Source organism: Myxococcus llanfairpwllgwyngyllgogerychwyrndrobwllllantysiliogogogochensis, assembly GCF_006636215.1.
GTDB classification, from domain to species: Bacteria; Myxococcota; Myxococcia; order Myxococcales; family Myxococcaceae; genus Myxococcus; species Myxococcus llanfairpwllgwyngyllgogerychwyrndrobwllllantysiliogogogochensis.
The window spans coordinates 1-13612 of sequence record NZ_VIFM01000291.1 but is presented as its reverse complement, the minus strand read 5'-3'; the positions used below and the strand labels follow the sequence as shown (position 1 = coordinate 13612).

The following is a 13612-nucleotide window of genomic DNA, read 5'->3' as shown; positions in this document are numbered from 1 at the left end:
AGCGGGGACGGCTCGTGGACCGTGTGTCGCTCGGAGGGGGCCTTTGCCCAGCGGGCCATCTGCGCGAGGAACTCTCGCGGCAGCAGCACGGGCCGTCCATCCGCCACCAGCTCCGTCTCGAACAGGTAGCCCATGAAGTGGGCCAGCGCGCTGGAGGAGACGTCGGGCGTGGCGGTGTGCAGGTAGCGGGTGAGGGCCTCGGCGAAGGCCTCGGCGGTGGGGTAGCGCTGCTCGCGCTCCACGGCGAGGGCGGTGAGGAGGATGCGCTCCAGGGCTGGAGGGATGTCCGGGGCCAGTTCGCGCGGACGCGGAAAGTCGCCCAGGGCGATTTTGCGCATCACGTCCGGGACGGAGCCCTCGAAGGGCAGTCGCCCGCACAGCGTCTCGTACAGCAGCGTGCCCGCGGCGAAGATGTCCGCGCGGGCGTCCAGCTCCCGGCCCCGGGCCTGCTCCGGGGCGAAGTACGCGTACTTGCCCTTGGCCTCCGCCTCGTCGGACTCGTCGCTGACGCCATCGCTGGCGAGCCGGGCCCGGGCGATGCCGAAGTCCACCAGCTTCACCTGGCCCTCGAAGCTCAGGAGCACGTTCTGCGGGCTGACGTCGCGGTGGATGATGTGCAGCGGACGGCCCCGGTCATCCAGCCGGGTGTGGGCGTAGGCCAGCCCCTTGAGCACCTCCACCGTCACCAGCAGGGCCAGCGGTTGGGGTAGGGTGTGGAGCCCCTTCTCCCGGGCGCGTCGCAGCACGCGTGACAGCGGATGCCCGTCCACCCACTCCATGGCGATGAAGTACTGGCCGCCCACTTCGCCAAAGTCGAAGACCTGGGCGATGTTGCCGTGGCTCAGCCCCGCGGCGATGCGCGCCTCGTTGACGAACATGGAGACGAAGGCGCTCTTGTCCGCGTAGCCCGGCAGGATTTTCTTGATGACGACGGGCTTGGTGACCCCCGCCACCGCCGTCATCCGGGCGCGGTAGATCTCCGCCATGCCGCCCGTCGCGATGCGCTCGAGCAACGTGTACTTGCCGAAATCGAGCCCTTCGGACGGGTGCTCCACGTGTCTTCCGGCTCCTCTGGGCGCACCGGGCCGCTGTGCTGCCCCTCCACGACTCCACGACGCCTCTTGAGGCCCGCGCGAAGCTATCATCAGGGCTCCAGGAACGTTAACACGGGAAAATTCCGTTGAACATGCTCACTCGTCTCTTTGTCCTGGGTGTCTTACTCGGGGGCTCCCACGCGGTGGCGGCGCCCGCGGTGCTGTTGGCGCCGGTGTTGGGGTTGCCCGAGCGCGTCATGCTTCAGGGGCGCGTGCTGAAGGAGGCGCCCTCGGACGGCAGCTCGGCGCTGTCGCGGAACCTGCGGCGACTGGCGGCGCCCAACTGGGAGGGCGCGAAGGTGTCGGTGCGCTTCCAGGGCGTCACCGCCATCGTGACGAGCGGGCACGACGGTGGCTTCGAGGTCACCTTGATGCCGCCCGAGGGAGGCCGCTTCAAGGAGGGCGCTTCCGAGGCGGAGGCGTGGGTGGAGGGCGCCATCACCAGCGCGCGCGTGGAGGTGCTGCCGGCGACGACATCGCTGCTGGTGGTCTCCGACTTCGACGACACGCTGGCGGTGACGCAGGTGACGAAGCCGGCGAAGCTGGTGCAGACGGCGCTGCTGAAGGACTCGGACACGCAGGAGGTGGTGCCGGGCATGGCGGCGCTCTACGGATGCCTGCGGGGGAGCGCCACGTCCTCGGCGTTCGCGCTGGTGAGCGGCTCGCCCGTCCAGTACCTGCCGCGCGTGCGCGGGTTCCTGGAGCGGCACCAGTTCCCGGCGGGCTTTGGCGTGTACCTGCGGGACCTGGGCCCGTCGTCGCTGTCCAACTACAAGCAGCCCATCATCCGCCGCCTGCTCACGCAGTTCCCGCTGCCCGTCGTGCTGGTGGGGGACTCAGGGGAGAAGGACCCGGAGGTCTACGCGCAGATTCGCGAGGAGTTCCCGGGGCGGGTGAAGGCCGTCTACATCCGCGACGCGGGGCGCACGAAGGACGTGAAGCGCTTCCAGGACATGGTGCTGTTCAAGGACGCGCGTGAAGCGGCGGAGCACGCCGTCGGCCTGGGGCTGGCGGACGCGGCCTGTGTGGCGAGTGTGCTGCCGAAGCCCTCCGTGTCGCTGCCGGCCACCGCGGGCCCGACGCCTCCATGACGTTCGTGCCGCGTGTCGCGGAGGTTCGAGGCAGCGAGGGGCGGCGGCGACTCGACTGGCTTCGCCTCGCGACCCGGCGGTGCCTCGATGCGTGCACGCGAATCGTATCTCTCGGTGCTCGACGCCTCGTGGTGCTGCTGTGTCCGCTGCTCGCGGTGGTGGGCTGTCGAGAGGAGAAGGCCGCCGAGCCGCTCCAGTCGCTGAAGCCCGCGCCATTGCCTTCGCTCGCCACGGGAGGGAGTCGAGCGTCCGAGGATGGAGGGCCTGTCGCTCGAGGCGACGTGCCCGAGTCCGCGCCCGTGTATGGCGAGGCGCTGCCGTCCAACGCGTTGCGACTGTCGCTGGCGGGTGAGCAGGTGCGGCTCGGGGGCGAGACGTTCGAGCCCTCGCGTTCGGCGTCCATCGCGCGTCTCGCGGAGCGAGTGAAGGGGCACGAAGTGGTGCTGGTGCCCGACGCGGACACGTTCCTGGCGCAGGTCTCCGAGTTGCTCGCGATGCTGCGGGACTCCGCCGAGACGGTGTGGCTAGCGCATCCGGATGCACCCGTGGCGTATCCGCTGGTCCTGCGTGACGAGGACGGTTTTCGTGTGTGGCTGGCGGAGGTGGCGCCGGGAAAGCTGCGCATCATCCAGCGCGCGGACGGCTTCGAGTTGAGCACCAGCGTGGGCAAGCTCCCGGGTCCCGATGCGAATGGTCCCTCGGTGCCGGTGCGCGAGGGGCGTCAGGACCTGGCGACGTTGCGGCACGGGTTGGGGTTGCTCAAGGGCCGCTTCAAGCAGTCCGAGGACATCTGCCTGGTCCCCTCGTTTGGCACCGAGGTCTCCCAGGCCGCGCGTGCGCTCGGAGCCGTATACACGGCCCCGGGCGAGCCCTTGTTCGACACCCTGTGCCTCGTCTTCCCGACGCCTCCTCGCGTCAGGGACGGGGGCTGACGCTCAGGGCTCGAAGCCGAACAGGAAGAGGTCCGACACGCCGCTCGCCGTCCACGTCTGCGAGCCCACCTGGAGCGTGTCGTGGAAGAGGCCGAGGACCGCGGCGCGGCCGTCCTTGGAGACGGCGACGGTGCCCTCGTCGAGACCGGGAGAGCTGCGGTCCAGGTCGCTGGGGAAGCTTTGTACCCAGCGGCGCTGGCCCTGGATGCGGTCGAACTTCGCGACGTAGACGTTGGCGGCGCTCGACGGGTTGCCGGGCAGCGGGCCCAGGATGCCCAGGTCCGAGCTGCCCGCCTGATAGCCCCCGACGACGGTGACGCCGTCGCGCTCGTCCATGGCGACGCTCTCGATGTCGAAGCCGAAGTTGTACGCCCAGCGCTCCTCGCCATCGCGCGTCCAGGCGACGACGAACGCGTCCTGGTTGATGCCGAGGTTGGCGGTGGAGGTGTGGGTCTGCCCGGCAAAGGTGAAGGTGAACGCGTACGTGCCGACCATCACCACGCGGTTGCCATGGGTGGCCAGGCCAAAGGCGAAGCCCAGCGCGCCGAGCAATCGCCGACGCCAGCGCGGCTGTCCCTCCGGCGAGAGCATGACGAGGTAGGGCTCCGAGGAACTCGTGGCCCCGAGGGCATCGCCGCCCACGAAGAAGTTGCCCTCGCTGTCGGCGGTGGCGGTACGGCCCAGGCTCTGGGTGGTGTCCGTGTCGACGAAGCGCCACAGCCGGGTGCCCTCGGAGTTGTGCTTGAGGAAGGTGAGCCTGGGGCTTCCTTGTGACGTCACGCTGTAGCCACCGATGCCGATGTTGCCGTCGCGGTCGGTCACGAGCGTCTGGACGAAGATGTCGGTGGAGAGGATGGGCCGCAGCCAGAGCAGGCGACCGGTGGCACTGAGCTTCACCAGTTGGAGGCCGTCGCTGAACAGGCTGCTGCCGGGGCTGACGCCGATGGCCTCGACGATGATGATGATGTTGCCCTGTCCGTCCACCGCGTGACGAAGCGCGTAGAGCCCGCTGATGACGCGGATGACACTCGGCTGGCCCTGGGCGTCATGACGAACGAGCGCCAGGGCCCGGTCCGTCGGCCCACCCGGTGCCTGGATGGGGCCCGCCCCTATGTCGATGCTGCCGGTGAAGTTGATGAAGGAGATGAAGCTCCCGTCCTTGCCGGAGGCAATCCGTCCGCTCTCGTCCCCGGGACCGCTGAGCTGATGGGCCCATGAGAGGCCCCCTGCGAGCGGCTCGGCGGCGGTCGACCTCGCGCTGCCCGCGATGACACCCACGACGCACAGCCACGACAACACCTGTGTCCTCATCCTCATGACATCCCCCATTCACAGGAGCCGAAGAGGGCTCCTGATTGAAGTGAGGTCGCATGGGTGGGCACTGTGATTGGCGGGGGCTCGTCCCGCCGAACGTGACTGTTTCTCACGTCACAATCTCCCGGGGCCTGGTGACTCATGGAGACGGCGTGACCGTTCCGCTCAGCGGAACGGTCGTGTGCCACCTCGGTACTGCCTGGCGAAACCGCCGGGCTGAACCCGAGAGAAAAGGGCTGGCCTGCTCGCCACTCCTCCTATGATGCGGCGCTTCATAGCTTGCCAAGGATGGGCCGACTCTCCGCTCGACGGACGTGAGGCCCTTCGCGCATCTGGGAGGTCATCGATGGCCGCAGTGAACGAGCCCGCCGCGTCGAAGGAAATTCCCACCGGAGGGGCCTTCCTCTTCCAGGAGGTCGGCACCTCCCGCTTCGTCACGCCGGAGACCTTCACCGAGGAGCAACGCCTCTTCTTCCGCACGGCGCTCCAGTTCAGCCGCGAGCAGGTGCTGCCCCAGGCGGTGCGAATCGAGCACAAGGACAACGTGCTCTTGCGCGAGCTGCTGCGCCACGCGGGAGAGCTGGGTCTGCTCAGCGTGGACATCCCGGAGGCCTACGGCGGCACGGGCCTGGACAAGACCACGTCGCTCCTGCTCGCGGAGGCGATGAGCCTCAACGGCTCCTGGTCCGTGACGTTCGGCGCGCACACGGGCATCGGCTCGCTGCCCATCGTCTGGTTCGGCAACGCCGCGCAGAAGGCGAAGTACCTGCCCAAGCTGGGCACCGGCGAGTGGGTGGCGGCGTACGCCCTCACGGAGCAGGGCAGCGGCAGTGACGCGCTGGGCGCGAAGACGAAGGCGGTGCGCTCGCCGGACGGCAAGCACTGGATTCTCAACGGCTCCAAGCTCTACATCACCAACGCGGCGTTCGCGGACGTGTTCATCGTCTTCGCCAAGGTGGATGGCGACAAGTTCACCGGCTTCATCGTGGAGAAGGACACCCCGGGCCTCACGGTGGGGCCCGAGGAGCACAAGATGGGCATCCGTGGTTCGTCCACGTGCCCGCTCTACTTCGAGGACGCGCGCGTCCCGGCGGAGAACCTGCTGGGCGAGGTGGGCAAGGGTCACAAGATTGCCTTCAACATCCTCAACTACGGTCGGTTGAAGCTGGGCGCGGGCGTGCTCGGGGGCATGAAGCTCCAGCTCGGCAACGCGCTGCGCTTCGTGCAGGAGCGCAAGCAGTTCGGCACGCCCATCGTCCGCTTCCCGCTGTCGCGCGAGAAGCTGGCTCGCATGGCCGCGCTCATCTACGCGTTGGAGAGCATGACCTACCGCACCACGGGCCTCGTCGACGCGCGCCTCGCCGCTCGCGACAAGTCCGCCCCCGGGTACGAGGGGCATCTGCTGGCCGCCGTGGAGGAGTACGCCATCGAGTCCTCCATCATGAAGGTCTATGGCTCGGAGGCCCTGGGGCAGGTGGTGGACGACGCGGTGCAGTTGCACGGCGGCGCGGGCTACATCGAGGAGTACCCCGTCGAGCGCGCCTACCGCGACGCGCGCATCAACCGCATCTTCGAGGGCACCAACGAAATCAACCGCATGCTCATCACCGGCATGCTCATCAAGCGCGCGGTGAAGGGGGACCTGCCGCTGTTCGCCATGGCGGGCAACGTGGCGGAGGAGCTGTCGCGAGGTGAGAAGCCCCGGGCCCGGACCGACGACGCGCTGGCCCCGCAGGAAGTGGCCGCCGAGGTCGCCAAGCGCCTGGCCCTCCACGGCCTGCGCGTGGCGGCGGAGACGTTCGGTCCGGAACTGGAGCAGCACCAGGAGGTGCTCGCCTCGCTCTCCGACGTGGTGATGGACGCCTTCGCCCTGGACTCGCTGGTGACGCGCACCCGACAGGCGGCGTCCGGCGGAACGTTGGATCCGGTGCGGCTGGCGCTGGTGCGCCTGTTCGCGCTCGACAGCATTCCCCGCGCCTACGACAGGACGCGCCGCGCGCTGTGCGCGACGCTCCAGGGTGACGCGCTGGACAAGGAGCTGAAGCGGCTGGCCACGCAGGACATCTTCACGCCCTACAACCCCGCGGAGCTGCGCGAGACGGTGATGGCCGCCATCGAGTCCGCCGGCGGCTACCCCTTCACGGAGTAGCCAGGCGCCGTCACGGCATCCGCGTCACGGCGTCCATGCCAAAGCTCACCCGCGCCTTCCAGGGCGCGGGGGGCAGCGACTCCAGCGCGAGCAGCGCGTCCAGCCGCTGCTGCATGGGCGCCCGCAGCCGGCCGAACGTGGCGCCGAAGCCGGGCGTCGCCTCGGTGGCGTTCTTCCGGGGCACCGACGACGTCCACACCACCTCGCCGTGCAGGAGCAGCGAGCCGCCCGTCAAATCCATCTCCAGCAGGAAGGGCGTGCCCACGCGCACGTGGCGGGGCAGGGTGGGTGCCATGACCTCCAGCCCCACGCCGCCTCGGGAGATGTCCCGGACCAGGAACGTCGGCGACAGGGGCGTGGCCTCCACCGCGCGCAGGTGCAGCGGGAGCCGGGGAAAGCGCCGCAGCCCCTCCTGCTCCTGGGCGGCGAAGATCCGCTTGAGCACGGCGTCCAGCGCGGTGCGGTCCTCGCTGGCGCCATAACGCACGGTGACCAGGTAGTTGCGCTCCTCGCGGGGCTCCACCTGCACGACTTCGCCCAAGACCTCCACGGGCCGGGGTACCCCTCCGGCATGCAGCTCGAAAGTGAAGCGAGTCCCCAGCGGGAGGCTGCGCCGCGTCTGGAGCGTGGCGCCACCTTGACCCACGCTGCGCGTGTACTCCCCCACCAGGGACTGCGGGCTCTTGTAGGCCACCTTCAGTCGCACGTTCGTGTTCACGGAGCCGTCACTCTGCGCTCTTCCCGGAGGGAGCTCAAGTTTGCCCCCTCCCCACGGGTAGGGCGCCGCGGCGCGCCAAACACCTGACCTTCCAGGTGTGACGGGTTGTCTGGATGTCGGGAACCCACTGGCGGCGTGTTCCAACCTGTTGCGCTTTCTTGACCCCCCCTGGGGGGCCGCGTATGAATGCCGCCCGGTAGTGGCAAGAAGTGGGAAGGAGTGGAGCTTCATCCCCTGAAGGGCTGAAAAGGTGGATCGTCCCCCGTGTTCCGAGGCGTCTATGAGCACCAGATCGACGCGAAGGGGCGGACCAGCCTCCCGGCGAAGCTCCGGGAGACCTTGGTGGGGGCCTATGACGAGCGGCTCATCATCACCACGGCCCTGGACCGGTGCCTCCACGCGTACCCGGTGCGGGAGTGGGAGGCGCTCGAGGCGTCCCTCGCGCGGCGCAATCCGATGGAGCCCGGGGTGAAGACGCTGATGCGCCTGTACGTGGCGAGCGCTCAGGAGTGCCCGTTGGACCGGCTGGGGCGGTTGCTGATTCCGCCGTCGCTGCGGACGTACGCGGGGCTGGAGAAGGACGTGGTGTGGGCGGGGATGGTGAAGGTGATCGAGCTTTGGAGCCGCGAGGGTTGGGCGAAGGCCCAGGAAGAGGCCCGCCAGGAAGCGGCCTCCGCGGACGTGATGAAGGTGCTTTCCGAGCTGCGGCACCAATAGCCGGAAAGTCGACAAAAGGTCGGAGTCCCGAGAGGGTGGCACGCGTATGAATCAGGTTCTGGAGGTCCGGCGGAGGGCGACGAGCGCGCTGGCGGGTGCCGAGCGCGTGGAGACGCTCATGCTGGAGGGCGAGCTGAGCGAGCAGGACCTGCTGAAGCTGTGCGACGAACTCACCCAGCGCATGCACCGGGGCCTGCGTCAGGTGGTGCTGGACCTGTCCGAGGTAGGGCACCTCAACTACCGGGGCGTCAAGCCGCTGATGGCCCGCGCGGAGGCGTTCCGCCGCACGGGTGGAGACCTGAAGCTGTCTGGACTGTCGCCGTACCTGGCCGCCATCTTCCGCGCGGCCGGCGCGCACGACACGTTTGAAATCTACCCGCACATGAACGACGCCCGCGCCGCGTTTTCACTCGCGCGGGCTCCCTTCGTCTGACCGCGTGGGGGACTTGGACTTCCAGCATCAGACCGTCCTTCTGCGTGAAGCCGTGGAGCTGCTGCGAGCCGGAGCGGGCAAGGTGATCATCGACGGCACACTCGGGGGTGGTGGCCACACGGAGGCGCTCCTGGCTCAGGGCGCGTCCGTGGTGGGCGTGGACCGCGACCCGGTGGCGCTCGCCGCCGCCTCCGCCCGCCTGGGGCCCAACCCCCGCTTCCAGGGCCGCGCCGGCAACTTCGCGGACCTGCCCCGCGTGGCCGCGGAGCTGCTGCCGGTGGACGGCGTGTTGGTGGACCTGGGGGTCTCCTCCCCGCAGCTGGATGTGGCCGAGCGCGGCTTCTCCTTCATGAAGGACGGCCCGCTGGACATGCGCATGGGCCCGGACGGCCCCACCGCCGCGGAGCTCATCGCGTCCACGGACGAGTCGGAGCTGGCGCTCATCCTCAAGGAGTACGGCGAGGAGCCCTTTGCCCGGCCCATCGCCCGCGAGCTCAAGCGCGCGCTGCCCACGCGCACGCTGGAGGCCGCCGAAGTGGTGAAGCGCGCGGTGCCCCGCAAGGCGTGGCCCACGCGGATCCACGTCGCCACCCGGACCTTCCAGGCGCTGCGCATGGCGGTGAACCAGGAGCTGGAGGCGCTGGACTCGCTCCTGGCCGCGCTGCCGTCGCTCCTCAAGGTCGGTGGCCGCGCCGCGGTCATCTCCTTCCACTCGCTGGAGGACCGCAAGGTGAAGGAGGGCTTCCGCACGCTGGAGGGCCGCTGCACCTGTCCTCCGGGCCTTCCCATCTGCGTCTGCTCCAGCGTGGGCAACTTCAGCGTGGTGACGAAGAAGGCCGTGGCCGCCTCGGACGAAGAGATTTCGGCCAACCCCCGCTCTCGAAGCGCGCACCTGCGCGTGGTGGAGAAAGTGCGATGAGCAAGGCGTCGTCCTCCCAGCGTGGCTCCGTGTCGTTGACGGGGGTGCTGTTGCACCTGTTGCCCGCCGTCCTCCTGTTCTCCCTCTTCGCCGCGGTGGGCATGCTCCACGTCACCAGCCGGGTGATGGTGGTGGACATGGGCTACCGGCTGTCCCGCGCGGAGGCGGAGAGCCGCTCGCTGACGCGGGACAATGACCGACTCAAGCTGGAGCTGGCCACGCTCAAGGCGCCGGGCCGGCTGGAGCGCGTGGCGCGCGAGCAGCTCGGCATGACGATGCCCGCTGGCAGCGCGGTGGTGTCGCTGTCCTCGGAGAAGCCGGCTCGAGGCAGCGCTTCCGCGTCCGCTCCGTCCCCGTCTCAAGACAAGCCTGGTGTACGCGTGGCGGGCCGTGGAGGTTCGGGCCGGTGAGGGATTTCAAGGCGACACGGGCCCCGGAGTCCAACGCGAAGGGACTGAAGCTGCGTGTGCAGCTCCTGTTCAGTCTCTTCCTGTTGCTCCTGGGTGTCGCCTTCGGTCGGGCCGTGCAGTTGCAGGTCTTCGAGCAGGAGAAGCTGCGCGGAATGGCGCAGGACCAGTACGTCCGCCAGATTGAAATCCCCGCCCGTCGCGGCGACATCTTCGACCGTCGCGGCACGCCCCTGGCCCAGAGCGTGGAGGTGGATTCCATCTGGGTGGATCCATCGATGCTGCCCGACGTGCGTCAGGCCTCGCGCTCGCTGGCCAAGGCGCTGAAGGTGGACGCGGACGAGCTGGGCGCCAGGCTGGCGCGCTCCAAGCGCTTCGCCTGGGTGAAGCGTCAGGCCAAGCCCCAGGAAGTCGCCGCGGTGAAGGCGCTGGGCCTGCCCGGCATGGGCTTCACCAAGGAGCCCAAGCGCTTCTATCCGCAGCGCGAGCTGGGCGCCCACGTGGTGGGCATGGTGGGCATGGACGGCAAGGGCCTGGAGGGCCTGGAGCTGGCCTTCGAGGACGAGCTGTCCGGGCAGAACTCCCGCATGTCGGGCTTCCGCGACGCCAAGGGCCGCAAGCTGCTGGTGCAGGGCGCGTTGGATCCGCTGGAGCGACAGGGCGCCGCCGTCACGCTGACCCTGGACCGGCATCTGCAGTACGTGGCCGAGAAGTCGTTGGCCAAGGCCGTGGAAGAGGCCAAGGGCATCGCCGGTATGGTGGTGGCGTTGGATCCGAAGACGGGGGAGCTGCTGGCGCTGGCCAACCACCCCCGCTTCAACCCGAACACTCCGGAGAGCATCGCTCGCGGAACGGTGCGCAACCGAGGCGCGCTGGACACCTTCGAGCCTGGTTCCACCACCAAGCCCTTCGTGGTGGCCACGGCGCTGGAGGAGAAGTCCATCACCGAGGAGAGCGTCTTCTTCTGCGAGAACGGCGCCTGGCGCGTGGGCCGCCACACCATCAACGACACGCACTCCTACGGGTGGCTGGCGCCCCGGGGCATCCTCCAGGTCTCCTCCAACATCTGCATGGCGAAGATGGCCCAGGTGCTGGGCCGCGAGAAGATGGTGGCCGGCTACCATGCCTTCGGCTTCGCCGAGCGCACGGGCCTGGCCCTGCCGGGCGAGGGCCGGGGTGTCATCCCGTTCCCCAAGGCGGAGGTCTCCCTGGCCACCCAGTCGTTCGGGCAGGGCATGACGGCCACCGCCGTGCAGATTGCGGCGGCCTATGGTGCGCTGGCCAACGATGGCGTGCTGATGCGGCCCTACCTCGTGTCGAAGGTGGTGGACCCCGACGGGGTGGTGCTGCTTGAAAACCGTCCCACCGAGGTCCGCCGGGCGGTTTCCGCGAAGGTGGCCCGGCAGGTGGTGGGCATGCTCGAAAGCGTGGTGGTCAAGGGAGGTACCGCGCCCAAGGCCGCCATGGAGGAGTACCGGGTCGCCGGCAAGACGGGAACCGCCCAGAAGGCGGATCCAGTGGCCCGGGGCTACTCGGACAAGCGGATTGCCTCCTTTGTCGGCATGGTGCCGGCCGAGGATCCGCGCATTGTCATCCTCGTGGTGGTGGACGAACCCAAGACAGACGTGTACGGGGGGCTCGTGGCTGCCCCTGCTTTCAAGGAAATTGCGACCGCTGCCATGGCCCACCTGGCCGTGCCCCCGTCTCGGACGGTGGCACCCGGGGTGGCCATGGCCGCCGCAACCCCCGTGCCTGTCGCGGCGAAGCCGGTGGCGAAGGCCACCGAGCCCGCTCGGCCGGTGTTGGAGGAGGCGGTTTCGGAGAGCCCTGAGGCCGGCACGGTGCGTGTGCCGGACGTCCAGGGCGCCGGAGGTCGCGAGGCCGTGGTGAAGCTGCTCGCCGCGGCACTCGAGCCACAGGTGATGGGCAGTGGACGTGTGGTGTCTCAAACCCCCGCCGCCGGCTCACTGGTGGAGAAGGGGGCCCGGGTGACGCTGGAGCTCGCGACGCGGCAATGAGGCCGCGCTCGTTCCAGGCCCCGCGCTTGCAATTCGTGTGAAGGGGAAGAGATGAAGCTGACGGATGTCCTCGCAGGGTGTGGTGCCGAGCAGACCTCGGGTGGTCGTTCCGCGGTCGACGTCACCGGTGTGACCCAGGACTCGCGGCATGTGAAGCCTGGCGACTTGTTCATCGCCATTCCCGGCACCAAGGAGGATGGTGCCCAGTTCATCGGGGAGGCCGTGTCACGCGGAGCCGTGGCGGTGGTCTCCGAGAAGCCGGTGCCTTCCTCGCAGGTGCCCTTCTTCAAGGTGGGCAGCGCGCGCAAGGCGCTGGCCCTCATCGCCGCGAACTTCCATGGCCGGCCGGCCGACAAGCTGACGTTGCTGGCGGTCACCGGCACCAACGGAAAGACGACGACGTCGTTCCTGTTGGAGGCGATGAGCGCGGCGGCCTACGTGTCCACGGGTGTCATCGGCACGCTGGGATACAAGTTCGGGGGCAAGACGGTCGAGACGGCCAATACGACGCCGGATCCGCTGGAGCTGCACCGCATCTTCCGGGAGATGGTGGACGCGGGTGTGGAGACGGTGGTGATGGAGGTGTCCAGCCACGCGCTCGCGCAGGAGCGCGTGCACGGGCTGACCTTCAAGGCCGCGGGCTTCAGCAACCTGAGCCGCGACCACCTCGACTACCACAAGGACATGGAGGACTACTTCCAGGCGAAGCGGAAGCTCTTCGCGGAGAACCTGTCCTCCACGGGCGTGGCCGTCGTGAATGGCGACGACACGTATGCCAGCCGCATCTACAACGAGCAGCGCGGTCAGAAGCGCATGGCGTGGAAGTTCAGCCGCACCGGCAACGGTGAGATTTCGGCCTCGGACGTCACCTTCACGCTGGCCGGCATCACCGGCACGCTGAAGACGCCCTCGGGCGACATCGCGCTGAAGAGCAAGCTCTTGGGGCCCCACAACCTGGAGAACATCCTCCTGGCGGTGGGCATCGGCATCGGCGCGGGCTTCTCGCGCAGCGACGTGAAGGTCGGCATCGAGCGGATGACGCCCGTGGCCGGCCGCATGGAGCGCGTGGAGAACTACGGCCCCGCCGGGGCGCCCGCCGTGTTCGTGGACTACGCGCACACCGACGACGCGCTCAAGCGCGCGCTGGAGGCTGCGCGCGCGATGGCCAAGGGCCGCGTCATCACGGTCTTCGGCTGCGGAGGAGACCGGGACAAGGGCAAGCGTCCGTTGATGGGCGCGGTGGCCGCGGAGGCCGCGGACCTGACGGTCATCACCAGCGACAACCCTCGCACGGAGGACCCGGAGGAGATCATCAGCCAGGTGACGTCGGGCGTGGAGAAGGGCGGCCTGCGCCGCATCTCTGCGAACAAGGCGAAGTCGGGCGAGAAGGGCTACCTCGTCGAGGCGGACCGTCGCACCGCCATCGAGCAGGCCATTGCACTGGCGAGCGCGGACGACGTCGTCCTCATCGCGGGCAAGGGCCACGAGACCTACCAGCAGGTGGGCAAGGAGAAGCTCAGCTTCGATGACCGCCAGGCCGCCGCCAAGGCACTGGCGAGCCGCACCGCCGGCTGAGAAGGCTCGCGGACGGGACGCCCCACACCCCTATGGCAGCTCGATTCAGCGACGAAGAGGTGGTGCAGGCGACGGGGGCGACCCGGCTCGGAAGTCCCGGGCCGGCCGCCTTCGAGGCCGTCTGCACCGACACGAGGGCACTCACCCCGGGGTGCCTCTTCGTGGCGCTGGTGGGTGAGCGCTTCGACGCCCACGCGTTCGTGGACGTCGCGGCCAGGGGTGGGGCGGCCGGCGCGGTGGTGGGG

Annotated in this window: 12 protein-coding genes and 1 pseudogene; 10 read left to right on the top strand and 3 right to left on the bottom strand. The window is 69.2% G+C overall.

Annotation, left to right across the window (positions count from 1 at the left end; translation table 11 throughout):
* Positions 1-1055, bottom strand: a 1055-nt coding sequence (locus FJV41_RS41780) for a serine/threonine-protein kinase (RefSeq protein WP_141648210.1), incomplete at its 3' end; no start/stop codon positions are given.
* Between the two features lie 131 nt (positions 1056-1186).
* On the opposite strand from FJV41_RS41780, the gene FJV41_RS41775 reads away from it, so the two are divergent.
* Both FJV41_RS41775 and FJV41_RS41770 read left to right on the top strand, forming a co-directional pair.
* Complete coding sequence (locus FJV41_RS41775; protein ID WP_174453133.1) at positions 1187-2185, top strand: phosphatase domain-containing protein; 999 nt, start codon at positions 1187-1189, stop codon at positions 2183-2185.
* Positions 2182-3117, top strand: a complete 936-nt coding sequence (locus tag FJV41_RS41770; RefSeq protein ID WP_438616782.1) for a hypothetical protein — start codon at positions 2182-2184, stop codon at positions 3115-3117. The genes FJV41_RS41775 and FJV41_RS41770 overlap by 4 nt, the downstream gene beginning before the upstream one ends.
* A gap of 3 nt (positions 3118-3120) precedes the next feature.
* On the opposite strand, the gene FJV41_RS41765 is transcribed toward FJV41_RS41770, so the two are convergent.
* A complete protein-coding gene (locus FJV41_RS41765; RefSeq protein WP_141648208.1) occupies positions 3121-4434 on the bottom strand; it encodes a hypothetical protein in 1314 nt (437 codons plus the stop codon).
* Between the two features lie 343 nt (positions 4435-4777).
* On the opposite strand from FJV41_RS41765, the gene FJV41_RS41760 reads away from it, so the two are divergent.
* Entirely contained in the window at positions 4778-6580 is a 1803-nt protein-coding gene (locus FJV41_RS41760) for an acyl-CoA dehydrogenase FadE (RefSeq protein WP_141648207.1), read from the top strand.
* Between the two features lie 10 nt (positions 6581-6590).
* Here FJV41_RS41760 and FJV41_RS41755 read toward each other — a convergent pair whose 3' ends face one another.
* Positions 6591-7298, bottom strand: coding sequence for a PilZ domain-containing protein (locus FJV41_RS41755; RefSeq protein WP_141648206.1), 708 nt, complete (start codon positions 7296-7298; stop codon positions 6591-6593).
* A gap of 264 nt (positions 7299-7562) precedes the next feature.
* Here FJV41_RS41755 and mraZ point away from each other — a divergent pair, with 264 nt between their 5' ends.
* The 7 genes and pseudogenes from mraZ to FJV41_RS41720 form a co-directional block, all read left to right on the top strand.
* Positions 7563-8015 carry a division/cell wall cluster transcriptional repressor MraZ gene (gene mraZ / locus FJV41_RS41750; RefSeq protein ID WP_141648205.1) on the top strand — a complete coding sequence of 151 codons (453 nt, stop codon included), beginning with the start codon at positions 7563-7565 and terminating at the stop codon, positions 8013-8015.
* Positions 8016-8061: 46 nt separating this feature from the next.
* Positions 8062-8448: an STAS domain-containing protein gene (locus FJV41_RS41745; protein ID WP_141648204.1), complete on the top strand. Its 387-nt coding sequence runs from the start codon at positions 8062-8064 to the stop codon at positions 8446-8448.
* A gap of 4 nt (positions 8449-8452) precedes the next feature.
* On the top strand, positions 8453-9367 hold the full coding sequence (gene rsmH / locus FJV41_RS41740; RefSeq protein ID WP_141648203.1) for a 16S rRNA (cytosine(1402)-N(4))-methyltransferase RsmH: 915 nt from the start codon (positions 8453-8455) through the stop codon (positions 9365-9367).
* Positions 9364-9777, top strand: a complete 414-nt coding sequence (ftsL, locus tag FJV41_RS41735; RefSeq protein ID WP_141648202.1) for a cell division protein FtsL — start codon at positions 9364-9366, stop codon at positions 9775-9777. Before rsmH ends, ftsL begins: the two co-directional genes overlap by 4 nt.
* Positions 9774-11792: a penicillin-binding protein gene (locus FJV41_RS41730; protein ID WP_141648201.1), complete on the top strand. Its 2019-nt coding sequence runs from the start codon at positions 9774-9776 to the stop codon at positions 11790-11792. The genes ftsL and FJV41_RS41730 overlap by 4 nt, the downstream gene beginning before the upstream one ends.
* A 51-nt stretch (positions 11793-11843) precedes the next feature.
* Positions 11844-13367 carry a UDP-N-acetylmuramoyl-L-alanyl-D-glutamate--2,6-diaminopimelate ligase gene (locus FJV41_RS41725; RefSeq protein WP_141648200.1) on the top strand — a complete coding sequence of 508 codons (1524 nt, stop codon included), beginning with the start codon at positions 11844-11846 and terminating at the stop codon, positions 13365-13367.
* Between the two features lie 32 nt (positions 13368-13399).
* A pseudogene (locus FJV41_RS41720) lies at positions 13400-13612 on the top strand (UDP-N-acetylmuramoyl-tripeptide--D-alanyl-D-alanine ligase); the annotation flags it as partial.

Coding starts and splice junctions, on each gene's coding strand:
- ftsL (WP_141648202.1), top strand. CDS start 9,364: ATGAGCAAGGCGTCGTCCTCCCAGCGTGGCTCCGTGTCGTTGACGGGG.
- FJV41_RS41745 (WP_141648204.1), top strand. CDS start 8,062: ATGAATCAGGTTCTGGAGGTCCGGCGGAGGGCGACGAGCGCGCTGGCG.
- FJV41_RS41775 (WP_174453133.1), top strand. CDS start 1,187: ATGCTCACTCGTCTCTTTGTCCTGGGTGTCTTACTCGGGGGCTCCCAC.
- FJV41_RS41725 (WP_141648200.1), top strand. CDS start 11,844: ATGAAGCTGACGGATGTCCTCGCAGGGTGTGGTGCCGAGCAGACCTCG.
- FJV41_RS41765 (WP_141648208.1), bottom strand. CDS start 4,434: ATGAGGATGAGGACACAGGTGTTGTCGTGGCTGTGCGTCGTGGGTGTC.
- FJV41_RS41770 (WP_438616782.1), top strand. CDS start 2,182: ATGACGTTCGTGCCGCGTGTCGCGGAGGTTCGAGGCAGCGAGGGGCGG.
- FJV41_RS41760 (WP_141648207.1), top strand. CDS start 4,778: ATGGCCGCAGTGAACGAGCCCGCCGCGTCGAAGGAAATTCCCACCGGA.